Source organism: Streptomyces sp. NPDC031670, assembly GCF_055580545.1.
The window spans coordinates 549376-571866 of the sequence record NZ_JBVILC010000001.1 but is presented as its reverse complement, the minus strand read 5'-3'; the positions used below and the strand labels follow the sequence as shown (position 1 = coordinate 571866).

The following is a 22491-nucleotide window of genomic DNA, read 5'->3' as shown; positions in this document are numbered from 1 at the left end:
GTACCGAGCACGGACCGGTCACCCCGGGGGGCGGGGAACGTACCGGCTCAGGGCTTGATGACCCAGGCGTCGCCGAGCGAGCGCTCACCCGAGGAGTCCGACGGGTGGTTGATCACGCCGTCGGCCGCCGTCACCATCACGCTGGAGCCGCCCCCGTCGAGGTTGAGCGCCTCGCGGGCGCCGAGCTGGCGCATCAGCTCCGCGGTCCGCGCGATGCTCAGCCCCTCGCTGTAGCCCGCCTGGCGGCCGTCGACGACGGCCAGCATCAGCCGGCCGCGGTCGTCCACGCCCATCATCGAGCGCGGGTTGGCGCGGTTGGTCCAGTCGTACGTGAAGGACTGGTCGGAGCCGGACCGGATGATGCCGTCCCCCAGCGCGTTCACCGACACCCGCCCGTGGCGCACCAGGGTCGGACCGACCTGCATGATCGTGGTGTCCCGGGTGAGCGGGACCGGGCGGCCGTAGCCGTCGGTGACGCGGGTGCGGATGCCGAGCCGGTCGCCCTCGCGCACATGGCCGAGCAGCCACTCGGCGCTGTCCCCGATGGCCTGGACGGTGGAGCCCCCGGCCGGGACGGCGGCCCCGCGCGAGGAGTTCACCTCGACCACCCTGTCGTCGGCGTCGAGGACCGCCTCGGCGCCCGCGCCGGACGGCGGGGTGCCCCACTCGGGAGTGAACCGGACCAGCTCGCTGGGGTCCGTGCACTCGAAGTCGTGCTGCGGCTTCTCGGTGGGCGTGTCGCCGCCGACGCCTCCGCAGTTCCAGACGTCGCCGGGGAAGCGGTTGACGCCGTCGATCTCCTGGGTGGCGCCGCCGGGCGTGCGCAGCGAGATGTGCGCCTTGATGGTGCCGACACGGACGTCGCGCCCGCCCTTGGTGATCGTGATCGCGCCCCGGCCCTGGGTCGCGGAGGCGAGCACCTTGCCGTCCTTGACGTAGAACCCGCCGGGGGCGTCGTTGTAGAACCACTGGCCGTTGATGCCCGCGACCGCGTGCGCCCGGGCGACGAGATCGGTGGCCGGCTCGGTGCCGTGCAGGGTGGGTCCGAACTCGGTGTCGATCTTGCCCTGGAACTCGTGGAAGTCGACCCGCAGGACGTTGACCTTCTGCGGGGCCCCGGGGTCGGTGCCGTCCTGCGCGGTGTAGCGGGTGTCCCCGGTGAACCCGGCGGCCTTCACCCTGGCCAGCTCCGCGCCCGCCCCGGAGCGCTCGGCGAAGGAGCCCACCCGGACCGTCCAGCCCAGCGTGCCCGCCGCGAGGTCGGCGTACGCGGGGGAGCGGACCTCTTCGACCCGCGGTGCGAACCCCCGCTCGCGCAGGGCCTGGGCGACCCGGTCCGCGGTGTCCTTCGGGCCGAGCTCGGTGGTGGCCCGGTCGAGCCGGCCGGCGGGGTCGGCCGGCAGGAACACGTGTGCGGTCCAGAAGTCGTCCGCGTCCTTCTTGCCGAAGGTGTAGGTGGTGAGGGTGACGCCCGGGCTCAGGACCCGGGTCACCGGCGCCGCGGTGGTCGGCAGGGGCGGCAGGAACGGTCTGGCGGACGAGACGAGGGAGGGCCGGAGGGCACCGTGGGGGGCGGCCTCGGCGGTCGGGACGACGACCGCGGCGGTCAGGGCGACGGCGGCTGACAGCGCGGTGGCGAGGGTGGTTCGGCGCATGAGGCTTCCTTCATGGGTGGGAAGGTGCGTCGAAAAGTAGATGGTGTGGACATGACTTGCGCTGATACGTGACACGCTGCCCACATGAAGTGACTCTCACTGATGAGTGAACGAGGCAGGCGGCCAGAAGTAGTTGGCCCGGCCGAACTTCAACCTCCGTTCGCACCACGGCTGTCGCGTCCCCACCGGGGCATGTGTCGCACGCGGCGCCCTCTTCCCACATGATGATCCGTCAGTTATTTAGTCCGATTTATAACGGAGGCGGAGGGATCTTCCACACGAATCGCCGAGGCCCGCCCCGCGCTGTCCCCCGGTCGGCTCCCCGCCGCTCCCCGCCGCCCCGGCACGCCGCCGGGCCCGCTCGCCGTGCGGTGACGGCCGTCAGCGGGCAGCCTGGATCTTCCAGAGGTGTCCCCGTGCGGCCCTGGAGGAGGTGGTCCGCCGTGCCCGACCGGGATGCGCCCGGTCCTCCGCCCGACCGCGCGCCCCCGCACCAGGCGGTGCTCTCCCGCGTACTGACCGGGCTGCTGGACGACGTCCAGGCGCACTCCGGAGCCGTCTATGTGCTCGATCCCGGGGAGAACGTCCTGGTCATGGCGGCTATCGCGGGCCTGCCCCGGGTGTTCGCCGCGCCCTGGGAGCGGGTCGGGCTCGCCGCCCCCATCCCGGTCGCCGACGCGGCCCGCGAACGCCGTCTGGTCTGGGTGGGCGGCGAGGAGGAGATGGCCGGCCGCTACCCCCGGATCGCGGTCGTGCTGCCCTACCCCTTCGCCCTGGCGGCGCTCCCCGTGGCCACCGCCGACACCGTCTACGGGGCCGTCTACACGACCTGGCCCGGCTCGCACCCGGCGGACCTGTCCCGCACCGAGCGGCAGCGCCTGACCGCCGCCTGCGACCGGCTCGCCGAGTACATGGAGTGGGCCGCCCGCCAGGGCATCCCGGTGCTGCCCGAGTCGGCGATGCGTCCGGTGGAGCTGCCGCCCGGGGAGAACGGCGCCGCCCAGGCCGCCCGGATGGCCGCCCGCCTGCCGTACGGGCTCTGCGCGCTCGACCTCGACGGCCGGGTCGAGTACGCCAATCAGTCCGCAGCCGACCTGCTCGGCGTCCCCGTGGAGCGCCTGCTCGGCACCCCGCCCTGGGTGACCCTGCCGTGGCTCAACGACCCGATGTACGAGGACCGCTACCGGGCGGCGCTGCTCAGCCAGCAGATCACCTCGTTCGTGGCGCTGCGCCCGCCCGGCGACTGGCTCTCCTTCCGGCTCTACCCGAGCACCACCGGGCTCAGCGTGCGCATCACCCGGGCCCGTGCCACCCCCCGGGGAGGCCGTCCGCAGCGCGACGAGGGGGAGGGACCGGGGCGGCTGGTGACCATCTCGCACGTCCTGAGCCTGGCCAGCGCGCTGACCGAGGCCGTGGGCGTACGGGACGTGGTCGATCTGGTGGCCGACGAGATCATGCCGGCGGTGGGCAGCCGGACCCTGGTCATGCTCGGCTCCTCCGGCGGCCGGCTCCATGTGCTGGGCCAGCGCGGATACGACGACCCCTCGCTGGTGGACCGCTTCGACGGGATGCCGCTCACCGCGCACACCCCGGGCGTACGCGCCCTGCTCACCGGCGTACCGGGGTTCTACGAGTCGCGCGCGCAGCTGGAGCGGCTCTACCCGCTGCGGAACGCGACCCCCGACGGGATGGCCGCCTGGGCCTATCTGCCGCTGATCGCCTCCGGCCGGGCCGTGGGCACCTGTGTGCTCGGCTACGCCGAGGAGCGCGCCTTCACGGCCGAGGAGCGCGCGGTGCTGACCAGCGTGGGCGGGCTGATCGCCCAGGCTCTGGAGCGGGCGAGTCTCTACGACGCCAAGCACCGGCTCGCCCACGGCCTCCAGGAGGCCCTGCTGCCGCACACCCTGCCGGACCTGCCGGGTCTGGAGGTGGCCGCGCGCTATCTGCCGGCCACCCAGGGCATGGACATCGGCGGCGACTTCTACGACCTGCTGCCGGTCGGGACGGCGGCAGCCGCCGTGATCGGGGACGTCCAGGGCCACAACGTCACCGCGGCGGCCCTGATGGGGCAGGTCCGCACGGCCGTACGCGCCTACACCGCCGTCGGGCAGACCCCCGGCCGGGTCATGGAGTCCACCAACCGGCTCCTGGTCGAGCTGGCCGCCGAGCGCTTCGCCAGCTGCATCTACCTGCACCTGGACACCGCGCGCGGCCGTGCCCTGCTGGCCCGCGCCGGGCATCCCCAGCCGCTGCTGAGGGACCCGGACGGGCGGGTGCGCACGCTGGACCTGGCGGGCGGCCCGCTGCTGGGCATCGAGGCCGGGGCCGTCTACCCGACCACGGAGGTGCCGCTGCCGCCCGGGTCGGTCCTCGCCCTGTACACCGACGGTCTGGTCGAGGTCTCGGGCGTGGACCTCGACGAGTCGGTGGCGGCCGTCGCCGACCGGCTCGCCGAGGTGGGCGGGCGTCCCCTGGAGGAGGTCGCCGAGGCCCTCGTACGCCATGTGCAGGAGACCCAGGGGCGCAGCGACGACGTGGCGCTCCTGCTGCTCAGGCCCCGGTGAGCGGCGGGGGAGCGGTGCTCTCCCGCTCGATCAGCCGGGGCGGCGGCATCGGGACCGACCGGGCGGCGGCGCCGTCGAGCAGCGCCGTCAGCTCGCGCGCGGCGAGCCGCCCGAAGGCGAGGGTGTCCCGGGAGAGCGCGGTGAGCCACGGATGGACCATCCGGCACAGCACCGAGTCCTCCCACGACACGATGGAGACGTCCCCGGGCACCGAGAGGCCGAGCCCCGCGACCACGGCCGCGCCGGCCGCGGCCATCACGTCGTTGTCGTAGACCAGCGCGGTCGGCGCCGCCCGGCCGCCCAGCACCCGGCGGGTGACCGCCGCGCCCTCGGTGTCGGAGTAGTCGGTGGTCACCGAGCGGACCCCGGCCAGGCCCCGCCGCTCGGCCTCGGCGCGCAGGGAGCGGATACGGCGGTCGGTGTGGGCGAGTGAGCCGAGGCCCGCGATGTGCACGATCCGGCGGTGGCCGAGCGCATGGAGCCTGCCGACGACCGCGGCCATCGCCGCGGCGTCGTCGGCGCGCACCTGCGAGAGGTCGGGGTGGGTACCCGCCAGACCGCCGATGACGACGCCCGGCAGCCCCAGTTCGCCGAGCAGCTCCGGGCGCGGGTCGTCGGTGCGCGGGTCGACCACCAGGACACCGTCCACCCGGTGCTCGGCCCACCACCGCCGGTACACCGCGCACTCGGCCGCCACGTCCTCCACCACCTGGAAGAGCAGACCGAGCTGACGCTCCGCCAGGACCTCCTGGATACCGGAGATCAGCTGGAGGAAGAACGAGTCCACACCGAGCGTCGCCGCCGGGCGCGCCACCACCAGGCCGACCGTGGCCGCGCCCTCGCCGGAGAGCGCCCGGGCCGCCGTGCTCGGCCGCCAGCCCAGTTGCTCGGCGACCCGGCGGACCCGGTCCCGGGTGACCTCGGAGACGCCCGGGCGGTCATTGAGCGCGAACGACACCGCGCTCTCCGACACCCCGGCGCGCTGGGCGATGTCCTTCATCGTCGGGCGGCGCGCCGGTGTGCGCCGGGCCGCCCGTGTGTCCTTGCCGGCCGGCGGGCTGTCCGTCACCCGTGCCCCTTCCCCGCTGGTTCCGGCCGATCGCGGCCGGTGAATGCCCCAGCGTACTAATGCGCTTGAGCTCCCCGACTCTAAAGCGCATTAGTAGATCACCGCAACTGCCGTGCGCACAGCGGTGACCTGCGTCTACGTCATCCAACTGGGGCGGCCTATTGACTTTTTGACAAATCGCACCGCAAAGTCTGCCGATGTGAGCGCCCGGCATCGCGTCCTTGCCGGGGGCGGCCTCGAGGGGCGCCCCCGGCGGCCGGGCTCCGCCGTCCGCACGTCTGGTCCGAGCAAAGGAGCCGTACACCGTGCGCATCCCCCGCAGGGCACTCGCCGCTGCCGCCGTCCTCGCCACCGTCCTGCCGCTGAGCGCCTGCTCCAGCGACTCCGACTCGGGCTCCTCCGACGCGTCCGGCAAGGTCGAAGGGAAGATCACCTTCCAGACCTGGAACCTCCAGGCGAACTTCAAGGACTACTTCAACGGTGTGATCGCGGACTTCCGGAAGAAGTACCCCGGCACCGAGGTGAAGTGGGTCGACCGCCCCGCCGAGGGCTACGCCGACAAGATCAGCGCCGACGCGGCCGGCGGCACCCTCCCCGACGTCGTCAACGTCTCGCCGGACCTGGTGGCCCCGCTCGCCAGAGCCGGGCTCGCGCTCGACCTCGACAAGGCGGCCCCCGACTACCGCAAGGAGTACCTGCCCGGCGCCTGGGAGAGCCACCGGATACCGGGCACGCAGGGTACGTACGCCTTCCCCTGGTACCTCAACACCGGTCCGCTGTTCTACAACAAGCGGCTGTTCACCGAGGCGGGCCTCGACCCGCAGAAGCCCCCGAAGACGTACGACGAGGTCTTCGCGGCCGGGCTGCGGATGGCGAAGCAGAGCAACGGGAAGATCGCCACCTTCGCGAACATCCCCACCATCGAGGACTTCGGCCGCTACGGCGTCGAGCAGATGAACAAGAACGGCGACGGCTTCGCGTTCAACGACGCCAAGGGGGTCGAACTGCTCACCAAGTACAAGGAGTTGTACGACGCCATGGCGCTCGACCCGCAGGCGCTGACCGCCACCCCCGAGTCCACCGGCCACAAGTTCCTGACCGAGTCGGTCGCCATGAACCCGGGCAGCGCCCTCGACCTCGCCAACTTCAAGAAGCAGGCGCCGACGCTCTACAAGAACATCGGGATCACCGACCAGATCAGCAGCACCGGCAAGGCGAACATGTACGTCATGGGCGTCATGGTGAACGCCAGGAGCGGCCACAAGCCCGCGGCCGTCGCCTTCGCGCACTTCGTCACCGACGCCACCCGCCAGATGGAGTTCGCCAAGAAGGTCGCCATCTTCCCCAGCACCGCGGGCTCCCTCGACGACCCGTACTTCACCAAGGAGGACGGCGGCGACGAGACCCGGGTGCGGATCGCCGCCGCCAAGTCCCTGAAGACGGCCGTCAACTACACACCGGTGCTCTTCAGCGAGCAGATGAAGGTCGCGCTGCGCAACGAGGTGGCCAAGGCGCTCCAGGGCAAGGAGAGCCCCAAGGAAGCGCTTGACAACGCTGTCAAGGCGTGTGACCAGCTACTGAAGCAGAGCTGAGCCGTCCGATGGACAGCCCTGCCGCCCCCACCGCACACCCCTCCGGCGCCCGCACCGCCGCCCCGGGGGGCCGGGGCCCCCCCCCCCGGCCGCCCCGGGGCAGCCTCCCCCCCCCCCCCCCCCTTCCCCCCCCCCCCCCCCCCCCCCCCCCCCCCGCGGGCCGGCCGCCGCATCCGGCGCCATCTGCCCACCAGCCCCTGGCTGTTCGCGGCGCCCGGACTGCTCGTCGTCGGCGTGTTCAGCCTGTACCCGTTCGTCAGCACCGTCCTGAACTCCTTCACCGACCGCCGCACCCTGGTGCCCGGCCACTACGTCGGCCTCGCCAACTTCCGCGAGCTGTGGCACGACGACATGTTCTGGACCGGCCTGCGCAACAGCACCCTGTACGTCCTCGGCGTCGTCCCGGCGCTCGTCGTCCTGCCGCTGCTCCTGGCGATGCTCGTCCAGCGGCACATCCCCGGCATCGCCTTCTTCCGGGCGGCGTTCTACACCCCGGTGGTGGCCTCCATCGTCGTGGTGGGCCTCATCTGGGTGTGGATGCTCGACGACCGCGGGCTGATCAACTCGGTGCTGGAGGCGGTGGGCGTCGGCAGGGTCGGCTTCCTGAGCGACCAGTGGCTGCTGCTGGGCAGCGCCATGGCGGTCACCGTCTGGAAGGGCCTCGGCTACTACATGATCATTTACTTGGCGGCGCTGGCCGACGTACCGCGCGAACTCCACGAGGCCGCCGCGGTCGACGGGGCCGGCGCGGTGCGCCGCTTCTTCACCGTCACCGTGCCCGCCCTGCGCTCCACCATGGTCCTGGTCGCGGCGCTCTCCTCGGTCTCGGCCTTCAAGGTCTTCTCCGAGGTCTATCTGATGGCGGGCCCCGGCGGCGGCCCCGCGGGCGAGGACACCACGCTGGTGATGCTCGTCCAGCGGGTCGGCACGGGCCTCACCGGACGCGTCGGCTACGCCTCGGCGATCTCCGTCGTGGTCTTCGTCATCACCGTCGCACTGATGCTGCTCGTCCTGCGGGCGGACCGGAGGGAGGACGCGTGAACACCGACACCGACACCGAGAGCGATACCGGCACCGGCACCGGCACCGGCACCGACGCCGGGTCCCGGCCGCGATCGGGGCCCGCCGCACCCCGCGCGCGCGGAATCACCGACGCGGAGGGACGCCGCGTCCCGCTCTGGCAGCTCCTGGTGCGCTACGCCCTGCTCCTGGCGGTACTGGCCCTCACCGTCGGCCCGTTCCTGTGGCAGCTGTCCACCTCGCTCAAAGGGCCGCACGAGGACATCTTCAGCTCCCCGCCCCGGTTCCTGCCCGGCGAGCCGACCCTCGGCAACTACACGCGCGTGGCCGACACCATCCCGGTCTGGGACTACGCCCTGAACTCGCTGAAGGTCGCCGCCGCCAACGTCGTCACCAACTGCGTCGGCGCCTCGCTGGCCGGCTACGCCCTGGCCCGGATGCGCTTTCGGGGCCGCCGGGCCGCCGCCCTCGCGTTCGTCCTCGCCATGCTGGTCCCCGTCGAGGGCATCATCATCGCCCAGTTCACCACCATGCGGGAGCTCGGCCTCAACAACACCCTCGTCGCGGTCCTGCTGCCCGGCTCCATCGGCGCGATGAACGTCCTGCTGATGCGCAACGCCTTCCGCAACCTCCCGTACGAGATCGAGGAGGCGGCTTACGTCGACGGGGCCAGCGCCTGGCAGCGCTATCTGCGGATCGCCCTGCCCGCCGTCAAGGGCACCCTCGCCGTGGTCGCCATCTTCGCCTTCATGGGCGCCTGGGACGACTTCCTGTGGCCCTTGATCGTCCTCAGCGACCCGGACCGCTTCACCCTCACCATCGGCCTGAACTACCTGCACGGCACCTTCGCCAACGACGAACGGCTCGTCGCGGCCGGCACGGTCATCGCCGTCGCCCCGCTCATCGCGCTCTTCGCCTGTCTGCAGCGCTACTTCTTCCGCGGCGTCGGCGAGGGAGCCGTCAAGGGCTGAGCCCCGGCCTCCCCGACCTCCGGCTCCTCCACCCGCGGCACGCCCACAGAACGGACCCGCATGCCTTCAGCACAGGCCCGCATGCCTGCCGCCGTGCGCTTCGGCGTCAACTACACACCCGGCCAGGGGTGGTTCCACCACTGGCTCGACTTCGACCTCGACGCCGTACGCGCCGACCTCGACGCGATAGCGGCGCTCGGCCTCGACCACATCCGGGTCTTCCCGGTGTGGCCGTACTTCCAGCCCAACCGCACCCTGATACGGCCGCGCGCGGTCGAACAGCTGGTCCAGCTCGCCGACGCGGCGGGCGAACGCGGCCTCGACGTCAACGTCGACGGCCTCCAGGGCCATCTGTCCAGCTTCGACTTCCTGCCCGCCTGGACGCAGACCTGGCACCGGCGCAACATCTTCACCGACCCCGACGTGCTCGACGGGCAGGCGGCGCTGCTGCGCACCCTCGCCGGGGCCCTCGCGGACCGGCCCAACTTCATCGGGATGACACTGGGCAACGAGATCAACCAGTTCGCGTCCGGCCCGCACCCCGACCCCGACCGCATCACCCCCGCGCAGGCCGGGGCGTGGCTGGGGCGGATGCTCGCCGCCTGCGAGGAGGGCGCCCCCGGCAGGCCCCATGTGCACGCCGGGTACGACGCGGCCTGGTACCAGGACGACCAGCCCTTCACGCCCGCGCACGCCGCCCGGCTCGGCGCCATGACCACCGTGCACTCCTGGGTGTTCAACGGTACGGCCCAGGCACACGGACGCACCGGCACGGCCACCGAGCACCACGCCGCGTACCTGACCGAGTTGTCGAAGGCCTGGGCCGACGATCCGCACCGGCCGGTGTGGCTCCAGGAGGTCGGCGCGCCTGCGCCGCTGATCCCCGCCGCCCACGCCGCCGCGTTCACCGAGGCGACCGTGGTCAACGCGCTGGACTGCGCGGATCTGTGGGGGATCACCTGGTGGTGCTCCCACGACGTGGACCGGTCGCTGGCGGACTTCCCCGAACTGGAGTACAGCCTGGGGCTGTTGACCACGGACGGGCGCGTCAAACCGGCGGGGTCCATGGTGGCCCTGCTCGCCCGGGAGTGGCGCGGAAGGGTACACGCGCCCGCGCCCCGGACCACGGCGCTCGTCGTGGACGTGGGAGACGAGGTCCTGGCACCGCGCCGTTCCGTGTGCGCGCCGAGGGGGCCGGTCTTCGAGGCGTACGCCCGGCTCGTCGCGGACGGGGTGCGGCCGGCCGTCGTGCTGGCCGGCCGGGCGGAGGACGAGGAGTACCTGGCGCTGCGGGGGATCAAGGAGGTGGTGAGGCCCGGTGCGGTGCGCTAGGGCGAGCGCGGTCGTCCGGCTGCGGGCCGGTCAGGGGCTGGTCGCCCGGTTCCCCGCGCCCCTTCGGGCCGACCGGTGTGTGCCCCTCCCACTATCCCTCGACCTGAAACGGAGTCACCCATGCGTCAGCTTCCCACCCGTCGTTCCGTCGTCCTCACCGGCGTCGGGACCGCCGCCGCCCTCGCGCTGCCGTCCGTCGCCGCCCGCGCCGCCGAAGGCCCGGCCCCCGAGCTCCAGCCCCACGCCTCCTACTGGTACCCCGACTCCCTGCCCTCCGGTACGCCCGGCCCCGGGATCACCTGGCGCAGTCTGAAGGACTGGCGGGCCGAGGACGACGAGGACCTCGCCTTCAACACCGCCTCCGTGCCGCTCGCCGCACGGTTCACCCCGGTCCCGGTGAACCGGACCGCGCGCGGCGGCCAGGCCCGTGTCCAGGCGCTCGTCTCCTTCGAGCACACCGCGGGCAACCCCTCCCAGGGCGCGCCCACCGCCGACTACTACGCGCTCAGCCACTGGGCCTACCTCGACGAACTGGTCTTCTGGGGCGGTTCGGCGGGGGAGGGGCTGATCCTCGCGCCCAACGCGCCGATCGTCGACGCGGCCCACCGCAACGGTGTGCCCGTGCTCGGCACCGTCTTCCTGCCGCCGACCGCCTGGGGCGGCGAACTGAGGTGGACCCGCGATCTGGTGCGGCGCGACGCGCTCGGCCGCTTCCCGCTGGCCGCGAAGCTGGTCGAGGTCGCCACCGTCCACCGCTTCGACGGCTGGTTCGTCAACGCCGAGACCGACGGCGGCGACGCTGCCCTCGGCGCCGAGATGCTCGCCTTCGTCACCGACCTCAAGAAGCGCGCCGAGACCGCCGGGCTGCGGATCACCTGGTACGACGCGATGACCATCGACGGCTCGGTCGGCTGGCAGGGCGCGCTCGACGGCCGCAACCAGGACTTCTTCCGCACCGCCGACGCGATGTTCGTGGACTTCCGCTGGTCGCCGCGGAGCCTGGCGGCCTCGGGCGACCTGGCGCGGCGGCTGGGCCGCGACCGCTACGAGCTGTGGGCCGGGGTCGATGTGGAGGCCCGGGGATGGAACACCCCGGTGGACTGGGACGCCATCGTGCCCCGGGACCGGCCGCACACCGTCTCCTACGGCCTCTACCGGCCCGAGTGGACGCGGAACCAACTGCCGCCCGAGAGCCGTACGCCCGGGCAGTTCCACGCGGCCGACGACCGCTTCTGGACGGGCCGTTCACTCGACCCCTCCCAGCCCGACACGGACGGCTGGCGCGCCCCGGCGACGGTCGTCGCGGACCGCTCGACGGTCGACCGGCTGCCGTTCGCGACCTCCTTCAACACCGGGCACGGGCTGCGCTGGTACCAGGACGGCGAGGTGGTCTCGGCCGCCGAGTGGAACCACCTCGGCCTCCAGGACCGGCTGCCGGGCCGCCGCTGGGTGGTCCGCTCGGCCGGACGCCGGCCGGCCGTCACCCTCGACTTCGCCGACGCCTGGCGCGGCGGCTCCAGTCTGCTGGTCGACGGTGACTTCGACGCCCCCGCCTCGGTCGAACTCCACGCGACCCGGCTGCCGCTGTCCCGCTCCACGGTCGTCGAGCTCACCCACCGGGCCGACGCGGGCACGGTCACGGTCGAGCTCGCCATAGCCCTGCGCGAGCCCGCCGGACCGGGCGAACCGGTCCCGTACGTCTACCTCCCCGCGGGCCGGCTGACGGCGGGCGGCGCCGGATGGACCACCACGGCCCTGCGGCTGAACACCCTGCCCCCGAACCTGCCGGCGCATGCCGTCCCACGCGTGAACGGACGCCTGGGCACCGTGCGTTCACTCGGCGTCCGCCTCACCGCGCACGGCCGGGCCACCTGGCGCCTGGGCGCGCTGGCGGTACGCGACCGGGCCGCCGCACCCGTGCCCGCGCCCACCCGGGCACGCGTCACCGGCTCGGCGACCGGCGCCGGGGGCACCTCGCTGCGCTTCGCGTGGCACCCGTCGCCCGGCGCGGTGCGCCACTACGAACTGCACCGGGTGCTCCAGGGAGGAAACCGCCGCTTCCTCGGGGGAACGTGCGGGAATGCCTTCTTCGTTCCCGCACTGGAGCCGGAAGGAGGCGAACGCTCGGCACGGTTCGAGATTCGGGCCGTCGACGAGCTCTACACCGCCTCCGCACCGGCCACCACCGTCCACTCCTGGTGACATCCGCCCCCGCCGCACCCGCACCCCCCGCTCGGCCCCCGACCCACGGAGCAGACCCTCATGCATGACGACCGCAGCCTGGTCGAGGCCCGCCTCAGGCGCGTCCTCGACGAGCGCATCCGCCCCGCCGTGTACCCCGAATCCGTCCCGCTGGAAGTGGCGGTGTGGCATGCGCCGGACGAGCCCGTCCCGGTCGCCGAGGGGCTGGCCCAGGACCCCGCGCCGATCGCGGTCGGGGACGCCTGGGGCGCTCCCTGGGGCACCAGCTGGTTCCGGGTGACCGGGACCGTACCGGCCGAGTGGGCCGGGAGGACCGTGGAGGCGCTCCTCGACCTCGGCTTCGACGAGAACATGCCGGGCTTCCAGTGCGAAGGCCTGGTCTACCGCCCCGACGGCACCCCGGTGAAGGGGCTCAACCCGCGCAACCAGTGGGTGCGGATCGGCGCGCCCGCGGTGGGCGGCGAGGAGGTGCGGCTGCACATCGAGGCCGCGTCCAACCCGGTCGTCCTCGACTACCACCCCTTCGTGCCGACCCCCCTCGGCGACAAGGAGACGGCGGGCACCGAGCCGCAGTACCGGCTGGCCCGCATGGACCTCGCCGTCTTCGACGAGACCGTCTGGGAGCTGGTCCTCGACCTGGAGGTCCTGGGCGAGCTGATGCACGAGCTGCCGGTGGAGGGCGCCCGGCGCTGGGACATCCTGCGGGCCGTGGGGCGCGCGCTGGACGCGGTGGACCTCCAGGACGTGGGCGGCAGCGCCGCCGCCGCCCGCGCCGAGCTGGCGGACGTCCTCGCCGTGCCCGCCGGGCCGACCGCCCACCGCATCAGCGCGGTGGGGCACGCCCACATCGACTCGGCGTGGCTGTGGCCGCTGCGCGAGACCGTGCGGAAGGTGGCCCGTACGACCTCCAACATGACGGCGCTCCTGGAGGACGAGCCGGACTTCGTCTTCACGATGTCCCAGGCGCAACAGTTCGCGTGGATCAAGGAGCACCGGCCGGAGGTCTACGCGCGCGTGAAGAAGGCCGTGTCCGACGGCCGGTTCGTGCCCGCGGGCGGCATGTGGGTGGAGTCGGACACCAACATGCCGGGCTCGGAGGCGATGGCCCGTCAGTTCGTGCACGGCAAACGCTTCTTCCTGGAGGAGTTCGGCGTCGAGAACGACGAGGCCTGGCTGCCGGACACCTTCGGCTTCGCCGCCGGGCTGCCCCAGATCATCAGGGCGGCGGGCGCCAAGTGGCTGCTCACCCAGAAGATCTCCTGGAGCCAGACCAACAAGTTCCCCCATCACACCTTCCAGTGGGAGGGCATCGACGGCACCCGGATCTTCACCCACTTCCCGCCCGTCGACACCTACAACTGCTCGATGAAGGGCAGCGAGATCGCCCACGCCGCCCGCAACTTCAAGGACAAGGGCGCGGCGAGGCACTCGCTGGCCCCCACCGGCTGGGGCGACGGGGGCGGCGGCACCACCCGGGAGATGGTCGCCAAGGCGGCCCGGCTGCGGAGTCTGGAGGGCTCGGCGACCGTCGAGTGGGAGAGCCCGGCGGAGTTCTTCACCAAGGCGCAGGCGGAGTACCCGAACGCGCCGGTGTGGGTGGGCGAGCTCTATCTGGAGCTGCACCGCGCCACCCTGACCAGCCAGGCGAAGACCAAGCAGGGCAACCGGCGCAGCGAACACCTGCTGCGCGAGGCCGAGCTGTGGGCCGCGACGGCGGCCGTGCGCACCGGTTTCCCGTACCCGTACGAGCGGCTGGACCGCGTCTGGAAGACCGTCCTGCTGCACCAGTTCCACGACATCCTGCCCGGCTCCTCCATCGCCTGGGTGCACCGCGAGGCGGAGAAGACGTACGCGGCGGTCGCCGAGGAGCTGAACGAGATCATCGAGGGCGCGCAGCGGGCACTCGCCGGTGACGGCGCCCCGGGCACCACCCTGGTCTTCAACTCCGCCCCCCACGCGCGCGACGGCGTGGCCGCGGGCGGCGCCGCGCCCGCCGCGCGCACCGGCGTGAGCCGCGTAGTCCCGCGCGAGCACGGCGGCTTCGTCCTGGACAACGGGCTGCTGTCGGTGGAGATCGACGCCCGGGGGCTCGTGGTGTCCGCGTACGACATCGGCGCCGGGCGCGAGTCGATCGCCCCCGGCAAGGCTGCCAACCTCCTCCAGATCCACCCCGACTTCCCGAACATGTGGGACGCGTGGGACGTGGACGCCTTCTACCGCAACACGGTGACGGATCTGACGGACCTCGACGAGCTCGTGGCGGTGGAGGACGCCGACGCGGCCACCGTCAGGGTCGTCCGCACCTTCGGCAGCTCCCGGGTCACCCAGCTGCTCACCCTCGCCCCCGGCGCCAAGCGCCTGGACATCGACACCGAGGTCGACTGGCACGAGACCGAGAAGTTCCTCAAGGCCGCGTTCCCGCTGGACATCCACGCCGAGCGGTACGCGTCGGAGACCCAGTTCGGCCATGTCCACCGGCCGACCCACACCAACACCAGCTGGGAGGCGGCCAAGTTCGAGGCGTGCAACCACCGCTTCGTCCATCTGGAGGAGCCGGGCTGGGGCGTCGCCCTCGTCAACGACTCCACCTACGGGCACGACGTGACCCGGACCGTGCGCGACGCCGCCGAGGGCGCGGGCACGACCACCACGGTCCGTGTCTCGCTGCTGCGCGCCCCCCGCTTCCCCGACCCCGAGACCGACCAGGGGCCGCACCGCTTCCGGCACGCGCTGGTGCCGGGGGCCGGCATCGGGGAGGCGGTGCGCGAGGGCTACCGCGTCAATCTGCCCGAGCGGCGGGTCGCGGGCGGCGCGGAGGTGGCGCCGCTGGTGTCGGTCGACGAGGACGCGGTGGTGGTGAGCGCCGTGAAGCTGGCCGACGACGGGAGCGGCGACGTGGTCGTACGGCTCTACGAGTCGAGGGGCGGCCGGGCGTCGGCCCGGCTCACCCCGGGGTTCGAGGCGGACGCGGTGGTGGCTACGGACCTGCTGGAACGCCCCTTGGCCGAGGGGCCGCGCCATGAACTGGCGGAGGGGGCGGTGCGGTTGGCGCTGCGCCCCTTCGAGCTGGTCACTCTTCGGCTGCGGCGGAGCCGGCCGGCGGCCTGACGGAGTCCAGGGCCTGTTCCAGCGTGGGAGCAGGCCCCAGGGCGGGCGCGAGGGCGGTGATCCGCAGGATCCGCAGCGTCAGCGGATGGTCGCAGACGAGCGCCCAGGAGCCGCCCCGCTCGGTCACCCGGCGGTGGGCGCGCACCAGCAGGGCGAGACCGGAGCAGTCCAGGAACCGGACGGGGCGCAGATCCAGGGCCAGCGTGCCCACCCCGTCCCCGGTGAGGGTGTCCAGGCACGGTCGCAGGGACTGGACGGCCTGGATGTCGATCTCGCCGTGCAGCTCGGCGACGGTCACTCCGGCCTGCGTGCGGACCCGGAGGAGCGGCTTCTCGTGGTGCCGAGGGGAGGCCGGCACCAGTTCGCGCGGGCTTTCCTCGACGTGTTCATTGCGGCGCACTGCCCCTCCCCCACAGGCAACGGTGGACGTGGCGACCGGGGGCTGAGGCCGCCGGGGGGAACGTTAGACGCTGCCCAGAGTGCCGGAAGTGCAGAAACAATTCACACGACCGTTTCAACACTCGATCGAGTGAAGTGAGCTGTTCGCGCTTGCCAGTTGGCCGTCCGGTACACGGGCCGACATGAACCGCGTGGTACGGCGGAGCCGGAAGCCCAGGGCCTCGTAGAGACGGATGGCGCCGGTGTTGCGCGCACCGGTGTGCAGGAAGGGGCGCTCACCGCGGTCCCTGATGTTCGCGGCGACCGCCAGGATCAGCCGGGTGCCCAGGCCCTGGCCCCGGAAGGCGTCGTCGGTGCAGACCGCGCTGATCTCCGTCCAGCCCGGCGGGTGCAGCCGTTCCCCGGCCATCGCCACCAGAACGCCGTTCCTGCGTACGCCCAGATAGGCGCCCAGTTCGATGGTGCGCGGCAGGAAGGGGCCCGGCCGGGTCCGCTCCACCAGGTCCATCATCTCCGGCACATCGGCGGCGGTCAGCGTGACCGCCTCGGGGAACGGCCGGGCGGCGACCGTGTCGTCCACGAGCTGCACACCGTCGGCCTCGAACGTCAACTCCCAGCCCGGGGGCGGCAGCAGGCTCGTCCCGAGCAACGGCACCTCCCCGTCCGGCCCGGCCAGGGCGGCGACATCGGTCCAGTCCTCGGGCCCGGGGTCGTCCGGGAGCGCCAGCCACGGCGTCACCTCGGGCGGATAGCGCAGCACCCGCCCCCGCCGCTCGGCGAAGTGGGCGTGCGGGCCGGTGAGGGAGGAACGGGCGGGGTTGTCGAGGGGATGCGGTGCGCTCACGCCGCCGCCCCGATCGGGGCCGGCGCCGGGCCGGGGTCCGGGCTCGGCCGTTCCCGCTCGATGAACGCCTCGGTCCCCGGACCGGACATCCCGGTCCAGGGACCGCCGCGGCGGGTGTACGCGTACGCCTTGGGCATCTGCCGACTCCTCGTTCTCTCAGCAGCTCCAAGGCGGCTCCCGGTGTCGCTATTCCCGGGAGCGCACACGGTTCGCTCCACACGGTCCACCCGCCCCGCCGCGAGGCTCCTCCCCCCGGCGGGGTCCGTACGGCTAGCAGTCCGGCACGTCGCCGCTCGCCCGGACGAACGCGGCGCTGGCCCAGCCGTGGGCATGGCTCAGCCAGTACCAGGTGGAGGTCCCGTCGACGTTCGAGCCATGGGTCTTGCACTCGATACGGTCCTTGCTGCCCGGGCTGAGGGCGACGGTGACGCCGGCGTTCAGGCTCGGGTTGTCTCGGACGTTCAGCTCGATGCGCGAGGTGACCGTGCCCCAGACCCGGCCGCCGTCGTGGTGGTCCCGGGAGTGACCGCCGTGGTGGTCGTCCCAGTTCCCGTCGGAGCGGTGGTCGTCCCAGCGCCATCCGCCGCCGTGGTCCTCACGGATCCAGCCGCTGATGCGGGTGTCCCAGGACCAGCCGTTGCCCTGGCCGTGATCGTGGCCGTCGCCCGGGTCGTGGGCCGGGGCCGCCGCCGCCGCGGTGGCGAAGCCGCCCAGGGCCAGACCGCACGACAACAGGGCCGCGGTGGCCGCTCGACGTATCCGTCCGGTGTCCATACCGGCTCCTTTCGTCGCTCCCGCCCCTCGTGACCAACCCTTCCATCACACACCCGGGTCGCGAGGGACGCGATGTGGGCAGGTGAGAGCCCATGAGCGGCGGCCGGGAGCCGGTTCTTCGGTCAACGTTCAACCTTTGCGGGACCGTAGAAGACCGTTCCCGTACGCGACCGACTCACAGGCCCGACAGGCGCGCCGCCTCGCGGAACACGTCGACGAGCATGGGGAGGGTGAGCCGTCCCGTGGAGGTGTTGCGCCGGCTGGGGTGGTAGCAGCCGAGCAGCCGCAGCGGCGGGTGGCCCTCCTCGGCGGCGTCCAGCACCACCTGGACGCCGTGGCCGAACCGGGGCCGGGGGCGCGGCACTTGCCAGCCGGCCGAGCTCAGCACCGGCAGCAGCGCCTGCCAGCCGAACGCGCCGAGCACCACGACCGTACGCAGCCCCGGTCCCAGCAGTTCCAGTTCGGCCGCCAGCCAGGGGCGGCAGTTGTCGCGCTCCTGGGGAGTCGGCTTGTTGTCCGGCGGCGCGCAGTGCACCGGGGCCGCCAGCCGTACGCCCCGCAGTTCGAGGCCGTCCCCGGCGTGGGTGGCCTCGGCCTGGTTGGCCAGCCCCACCTCGTGCAGCGCGGCGAAGAGGAAGTCGCCGGAGGCGTCGCCCGTGAACATCCGGCCGGTCCGGTTGCCGCCGTGCGCGGCCGGGGCGAGGCCGACGACCGCGATCGTCGCGTCGGGGGGCCCGAAGCCGGGCACCGGCCGCCCCCAGTACTCCCACTCCCGGAAGGCCGCCCGCCTGGTCGCGGCGACCTCCTCGCGCCAGGCGACCAGCCGTGGACAGGCCCGGCAGCGGATCACCTGCGCGTCCAGCGCGTCGAGACTGCGGCAGCGCGGTGCCCGGTGCGCGGGGAACGCCGCGTCGTCCGGTCCCACCGCCGCCGCCCTCGCCCCATCCGGCCCCGTCGTCCCGCGCGTCTTGTCCATGACCCCACGCTAGGGGACCGGGCCCGCGCCCGCCGTCTCGCCGGGGCGCGGAGAAGCCGCCGCAAGAAGGAGTGACAACCGGCCGAGTTTTTCGCCTGCGGTGAACCGCCGGACGCGCGGGGCCGCGGGTGCAAATTCCGTTTGCGCTGGCGGACGCCCGTAGACGCCCGGCACCCCCGCGCCGGGGCCCCCGCGACGCGGACGCAGATGCCGTTGGCAGGTACCGGGGGCCTCCTGCGCCCGGCCCCGGCGCGCACTACTGTGAAGGTCCGGCTGCAGGGGAGTGTGGTTGGGACGTGGACAGTTCGTGGAAGATCCTCGTGGTGGACGACCGTGAGGACAACCTCTTCGCCATGGAGAGTGTGCTGCGTCCCGTGGGTCGCCCGATAGTGTGCGCCCGCAGCGGGGACGAGGCGCTGAAGACCGTGCTGCGCGGTGGGATAGCGGTGATCCTGCTCGATGTGCTGATGCCGCGGATGGACGGCCTCGAAGTGGTCGAGTACCTCAAACGCCTGGACCACACCCGGAGTCTGCCGGTCATCCTGGTCACCGGCATCGGCCGCGACGACGACCTCGCGGCCCGCGCCTACCACCTCGGCGTCGCGGACTTCCTGGTGAAGCCGGTGGAGCCGTGGGCGGTGCGTTCCAAGGTCCGTGTCCTGGCCGATCTGTATGCGGAGAACCAGCTGCTGCGGCGCCGTCTCGACTCGCTGGGCGCTCCCGCGCCGCCCCTGCCGACCGTCCCGCCGCAGGCGCACCGTCCGCCGTGGCGGGCGGTGCGGGTGAGGGGGGATGGGATCAAGGGGGTGACGGACGACAGACGTTGATGTCTGCCGTCCGGTCGGCCCACGCGCCCGACGGCTCTCAGCCGGACGTCTGTTGGAGCCGGTGCAGCGAAGCCACCAGCCGGTCCACCTCCTCCGACGTGTTGTAGAGCGCCAGTGAGGCCCGGGCCGCCGACTCCAGCCCGTAGTGGGCCAGCGCCGGCTGGGCGCAGTGGTGGCCCGCGCGGATCGCGATCCCGTCGCGGTCCAGCCAGTCGGCGACGGCCGCCGGGTCATGGCCCGCCAGCGTGAACGTCAGCACCGCGATCCGCTCGGGCGCGGCGCCCACCAGGTCCAGACCGGGCACGGTGGCCATGGCTTGCTGCGCGTAAGCCATCAGCCCCTCCTCGTACGCCGTGACGGCGTCGCGGTCGAAGGAGCCGAGCCAGTCCAGCGCGGCCAGCAGCCCGATCACACCGCCGATGTTCCCGGTGCCGGCCTCCATGCGGTGCGGGACGGGGGCGAAGGTGGTGAGGCCGAAGTCCACCGAGTCGATCATGTTGCCGCCGCCCTGCCAGGGCCGCATGTCCGCCAGGACCTCCGGCTTGGCGTAGAGGGCGCCGATGCCGGTCGGGGCGAACAGCTTGTGACCGGAGAACGCGTAGAAGTCCGCGTCCAGTTCCGTCACGTCCACGGGGAAGTGAGCCACCGCCTGCGCCCCGTCCACCAGCACCTTCGCCCCGTACCGATGGGCGAGCGCGGTCATCTCCCGCACCGGCGGGACGGTGCCCAGGACGTTGGAGGCATGGCTGAGCGCGACCAGCCGGGTCCGCGAGGAGAGCAGGTCCTCGTACGCGAACCGGTCGATCTCCCCCTCGGGCGTCAGCGGGACCGGCACCACCCGGGCCCGTGTCCGCCTGGCCGCCATCTGCCAGGGGACGATGTTGGAGTGGTGCTCCAGGACCGGTACGAGGATGTCGTCGCCGGGCCCGAGGTTGTCGTGGCCCCAGCTCTGGGCGACCAGGTTGACCGCCTCCGTGGTGCCGCGGACGAACACGATGCTCGCCGGGTCCGGCGCCCCCAGGAACCGGGCGACCGCCGCCCGCCCCGCCTCGTACGCCTCGGTGGCCTCGCGGGCCATGGTGTGGGCGCCGCGGTGGATGTTGGAGTTGGCGGTGCCGTAGTACGCGGCGAGCGCCTCGATGACCTGGCGGGGCTTCTGGGTCGTCGCCCCGTTGTCCAGCCACACCAGCGGGTGGCCGTTGACCGTGCGGTGCAGGACGGGGAAGTCCTGGCGGGCGGTCTCGGCGGAGTAGGCGCCCTGCGGCCGGGGCGCGGCGGCCGACTGCCGGGACATCGCGGGCGGGCCCGCCGCCGGCGCCTCGGGCAGCTGCCGGGTGAGGTCAGGAATAGTCATGGTAGTTGGACACCTCGACGTTCTGGAGGACGGCGACGGCGTCCTCCACCAGCACGGCCGTGTTGAAGTAGGCGGTCATCAGATACGAGGTGATGCCCTTCTGGTCGGTGCCCATGTTCCGCATCCCCAGGCCCGGTTCGATCTCGTCCTGGACGTGGGAGGGGCGCAGGCCGACCACGCCCTGCTCCGCCTCGCCCATCCGCATCAGCAGGATCTCGGTCGTCCCGGAGCCCGGCCCGCCGTGGAAGCGGACCTTGTCGGAGGGCAGCAGCGGCACCCCTCGCCAGGTGAGCAGCGGGCTGCCGAACCGGGTGTCGGTGACCGGCGGCACACCCCGCCGGGTGCACTCACGGCCGAACGCGGCGATCGCCCGCGGGTGCGCGAGGAAGTACCCCGGCTGCTTCCACACCTTGGCGAGCAGCTCGTCGAGGTCGTCCGGAGTGGGCGAGCCGGTGCGGGACTGGACGCGCTGGCCCGCCGGGACGTTGTTGAACAGACCGAACTCGGGGTGGTTCAGCAGCGCCGCCTCCTGCCGCTCGCGCAGCGCCTGGACGGTGAGGTTGGACTGCGCCCGGGTCTGGTCGATGGGCCCGTTGTAGAGGTCCGCGACCCGGGTGTGGACGCGCAGCACGGTCTGCGCGAGCGTCATGTGGTACTCGCGCGGCGCGTCCTCGTAGTCGACGAACGTGCCCGGCAGATCCGGCTCGCCCACATGGCCGGAGGACAGGTCCACCGGCACCTCGGCGCCCGGCACCAGGTGGTTCCCCGCGGAGTAGTCGTCCATCGCGGCGCGGACGCCCGCGTCCCGGTCGGTCAGGGCCGCGAGCGCCCCGCGCTCGGCGACCAGGGCCACGCCCGGGGTGAGCGCCTGCACGCGGTACGGCATCGGCTCGGAGCGGGTCCAGCTGCCGAGGTCGAAGAACTGGCCGTCGCCGATGACCTCCAGGAGTGCCTCCTCGCCGTACCGTCCGGTCATACGCTTCTCGGCACGGCCGCGCACGATCACCCACAGCCGGTCGGCGGGGTCGCCGCTCTGCACCAGGACCTGCCCGGCCTCGAAGGTGACCTCGGTGAACGCACCGGCCAGCTCGGTCAGGAGGGCCTCGTCGGCGTCGGCCAAGTACGGCATCTCGCGCAGATCGCCCGGGACGACCCGGTGGGCGCCGTCGTCGTCCGCGTAGGTGGTGATCCGGTCGTCGCCCAGCACGAAGGTGCGGCGGCGGTTGACGCGGTAGACCCCGGACTCGACGTCCACCCAGGGCAGCGCGCGCAGCAGATAGCGCGGGGTGATGCCGCGCATCTGCGGCGCGGTCTTGGTGGCGGTGGCGAGTTGCCGTGCCGCGTCGGGACTGAGGGACATCCGGTCGTTCACCACGGGATACCTCCTGGAGGACAGGTGGTGCGGCGGCCGGGAGGGGCCGCCGCACAGGAACGAGGACCGATCGTCCGCTCGCCGCGGGCAGGCCGACAAGGCGCCATTCGACGGCGTGCGGAGCCCCCCGGCCGGAATCCGTTCCCTCGGTCAACGAAGCCCGGAAGAGGAAGGACGGGTTCTCCCGGGGGTCCTCCTGGTGGTTCCGGTAGGAGCGGGAACGGAACGCCATTTCCGGATTCGTTGAAATATAGTCAACTCCCCCGGAAAAGGCGGGATATGCCCCGATCGGGACTCTTTGAGCTCCTGAAAGTCCCCCTTATGCCGACTGGATCGGGTAGGGGAGCCGACGGGAACCGGACAGGTGAGACGAGTGATGTGGGGGACCGCTGCTCGGCCGTGGGACGGGAGCGGTACTGTGCGCGCACCGCC

Annotated in this window: 17 protein-coding genes; 8 read left to right on the top strand and 9 right to left on the bottom strand. The window is 72.8% G+C overall.

Translation table 11 applies throughout. From position 1 onward, the window contains the following. Positions 1-47 precede the first annotated feature (47 nt). The gene (locus ACZ5ID_RS02560) at positions 48-1655 is read right to left on the bottom strand and encodes a phosphodiester glycosidase family protein (protein WP_468892719.1); all 1608 of its coding nucleotides are present in this window, start codon (positions 1653-1655) and stop codon (positions 48-50) included. Between the two features lie 443 nt (positions 1656-2098). On the opposite strand from ACZ5ID_RS02560, the gene ACZ5ID_RS02555 reads away from it, so the two are divergent. Next, positions 2099-4219 (top strand): SpoIIE family protein phosphatase, encoded by a 2121-nt coding sequence (locus tag ACZ5ID_RS02555; protein WP_468892717.1) that lies wholly within the window; start codon positions 2099-2101, stop codon positions 4217-4219. Here the strand turns inward: ACZ5ID_RS02555 and ACZ5ID_RS02550 are convergent. Continuing rightward, entirely contained in the window at positions 4206-5219 is a 1014-nt protein-coding gene (locus ACZ5ID_RS02550) for a LacI family DNA-binding transcriptional regulator (protein ID WP_468893160.1), read from the bottom strand. The genes ACZ5ID_RS02555 and ACZ5ID_RS02550 overlap by 14 nt on opposite strands. A gap of 374 nt (positions 5220-5593) precedes the next feature. On the opposite strand from ACZ5ID_RS02550, the gene ACZ5ID_RS02545 reads away from it, so the two are divergent. The 6 genes from ACZ5ID_RS02545 (at position 5594) to ACZ5ID_RS02520 (ending at position 15513) form a co-directional block, all read left to right on the top strand. Beyond that, on the top strand, positions 5594-6880 hold the full coding sequence (locus ACZ5ID_RS02545) for an ABC transporter substrate-binding protein (protein WP_468892715.1): 1287 nt from the start codon (positions 5594-5596) through the stop codon (positions 6878-6880). 171 nt (positions 6881-7051) lie between these two features. Beyond that, positions 7052-7921, top strand: a complete 870-nt coding sequence (locus ACZ5ID_RS02540; protein WP_468893158.1) for a carbohydrate ABC transporter permease — start codon at positions 7052-7054, stop codon at positions 7919-7921. Between the two features lie 104 nt (positions 7922-8025). Then, positions 8026-8871 (top strand): carbohydrate ABC transporter permease, encoded by an 846-nt coding sequence (locus tag ACZ5ID_RS02535; protein ID WP_468893156.1) that lies wholly within the window; start codon positions 8026-8028, stop codon positions 8869-8871. 81 nt (positions 8872-8952) lie between these two features. After that, complete coding sequence (locus ACZ5ID_RS02530; RefSeq protein WP_468893155.1) at positions 8953-10203, top strand: glycoside hydrolase 5 family protein; 1251 nt, start codon at positions 8953-8955, stop codon at positions 10201-10203. A gap of 120 nt (positions 10204-10323) precedes the next feature. After that, complete coding sequence (locus tag ACZ5ID_RS02525; protein WP_468892713.1) at positions 10324-12405, top strand: endo-beta-N-acetylglucosaminidase; 2082 nt, start codon at positions 10324-10326, stop codon at positions 12403-12405. A 60-nt stretch (positions 12406-12465) separates the two neighbouring features. Beyond that, the gene (locus ACZ5ID_RS02520) at positions 12466-15513 is read left to right on the top strand and encodes an alpha-mannosidase (protein WP_468892711.1); all 3048 of its coding nucleotides are present in this window, start codon (positions 12466-12468) and stop codon (positions 15511-15513) included. Here ACZ5ID_RS02520 and ACZ5ID_RS02515 read toward each other — a convergent pair. The 5 genes from ACZ5ID_RS02515 to ACZ5ID_RS02495 form a co-directional block, all read right to left on the bottom strand. Further along, positions 15476-15913, bottom strand: coding sequence for an STAS domain-containing protein (locus ACZ5ID_RS02515; RefSeq protein ID WP_468892710.1), 438 nt, complete (start codon positions 15911-15913; stop codon positions 15476-15478). The genes ACZ5ID_RS02520 and ACZ5ID_RS02515 overlap by 38 nt on opposite strands. Before the next feature lie 114 nt (positions 15914-16027). Then, positions 16028-16756, bottom strand: a complete 729-nt coding sequence (locus ACZ5ID_RS02510) for a GNAT family N-acetyltransferase (protein ID WP_468892709.1) — start codon at positions 16754-16756, stop codon at positions 16028-16030. After that, positions 16753-16893, bottom strand: a complete 141-nt coding sequence (locus tag ACZ5ID_RS02505; protein WP_468892708.1) for a hypothetical protein — start codon at positions 16891-16893, stop codon at positions 16753-16755. Before ACZ5ID_RS02505 ends, ACZ5ID_RS02510 begins: the two co-directional genes overlap by 4 nt. A gap of 133 nt (positions 16894-17026) precedes the next feature. After that, complete coding sequence (locus ACZ5ID_RS02500; protein ID WP_468892706.1) at positions 17027-17530, bottom strand: hypothetical protein; 504 nt, start codon at positions 17528-17530, stop codon at positions 17027-17029. Between the two features lie 175 nt (positions 17531-17705). After that, a complete protein-coding gene (locus ACZ5ID_RS02495; protein WP_468892705.1) occupies positions 17706-18506 on the bottom strand; it encodes a uracil-DNA glycosylase in 801 nt (266 codons plus the stop codon). 296 nt (positions 18507-18802) lie between these two features. Here ACZ5ID_RS02495 and ACZ5ID_RS02490 point away from each other — a divergent pair, with 296 nt between their 5' ends. After that, a complete protein-coding gene (locus tag ACZ5ID_RS02490) occupies positions 18803-19333 on the top strand; it encodes a response regulator (protein ID WP_468892703.1) in 531 nt (176 codons plus the stop codon). A 37-nt stretch (positions 19334-19370) separates the two neighbouring features. Here ACZ5ID_RS02490 and ACZ5ID_RS02485 read toward each other — a convergent pair whose 3' ends face one another. Further along, positions 19371-20687, bottom strand: coding sequence for a SufS family cysteine desulfurase (locus tag ACZ5ID_RS02485; protein ID WP_468892702.1), 1317 nt, complete (start codon positions 20685-20687; stop codon positions 19371-19373). Beyond that, positions 20674-22059 carry a family 2B encapsulin nanocompartment shell protein gene (locus tag ACZ5ID_RS02480; RefSeq protein ID WP_468893153.1) on the bottom strand — a complete coding sequence of 462 codons (1386 nt, stop codon included), beginning with the start codon at positions 22057-22059 and terminating at the stop codon, positions 20674-20676. Before ACZ5ID_RS02480 ends, ACZ5ID_RS02485 begins: the two co-directional genes overlap by 14 nt. Positions 22060-22491 lie beyond the last annotated feature (432 nt).

What these genes read in the sequence shown, in the direction of transcription:
- ACZ5ID_RS02560 (WP_468892719.1), bottom strand. Translation starts at nt 1,655, where the DNA reads ATGCGCCGAACCACCCTCGCCACCGCGCTGTCAGCCGCCGTCGCCCTG.
- ACZ5ID_RS02550 (WP_468893160.1), bottom strand. Translation starts at nt 5,219, where the DNA reads ATGAAGGACATCGCCCAGCGCGCCGGGGTGTCGGAGAGCGCGGTGTCG.
- ACZ5ID_RS02530 (WP_468893155.1), top strand. Translation starts at nt 8,953, where the DNA reads ATGCCTGCCGCCGTGCGCTTCGGCGTCAACTACACACCCGGCCAGGGG.
- ACZ5ID_RS02525 (WP_468892713.1), top strand. Translation starts at nt 10,324, where the DNA reads ATGCGTCAGCTTCCCACCCGTCGTTCCGTCGTCCTCACCGGCGTCGGG.
- ACZ5ID_RS02520 (WP_468892711.1), top strand. Translation starts at nt 12,466, where the DNA reads ATGCATGACGACCGCAGCCTGGTCGAGGCCCGCCTCAGGCGCGTCCTC.
- ACZ5ID_RS02505 (WP_468892708.1), bottom strand. Translation starts at nt 16,893, where the DNA reads ATGCCCAAGGCGTACGCGTACACCCGCCGCGGCGGTCCCTGGACCGGG.
- ACZ5ID_RS02500 (WP_468892706.1), bottom strand. Translation starts at nt 17,530, where the DNA reads ATGGACACCGGACGGATACGTCGAGCGGCCACCGCGGCCCTGTTGTCG.
- ACZ5ID_RS02495 (WP_468892705.1), bottom strand. Translation starts at nt 18,506, where the DNA reads ATGGACAAGACGCGCGGGACGACGGGGCCGGATGGGGCGAGGGCGGCG.
- ACZ5ID_RS02485 (WP_468892702.1), bottom strand. Translation starts at nt 20,687, where the DNA reads ATGACTATTCCTGACCTCACCCGGCAGCTGCCCGAGGCGCCGGCGGCG.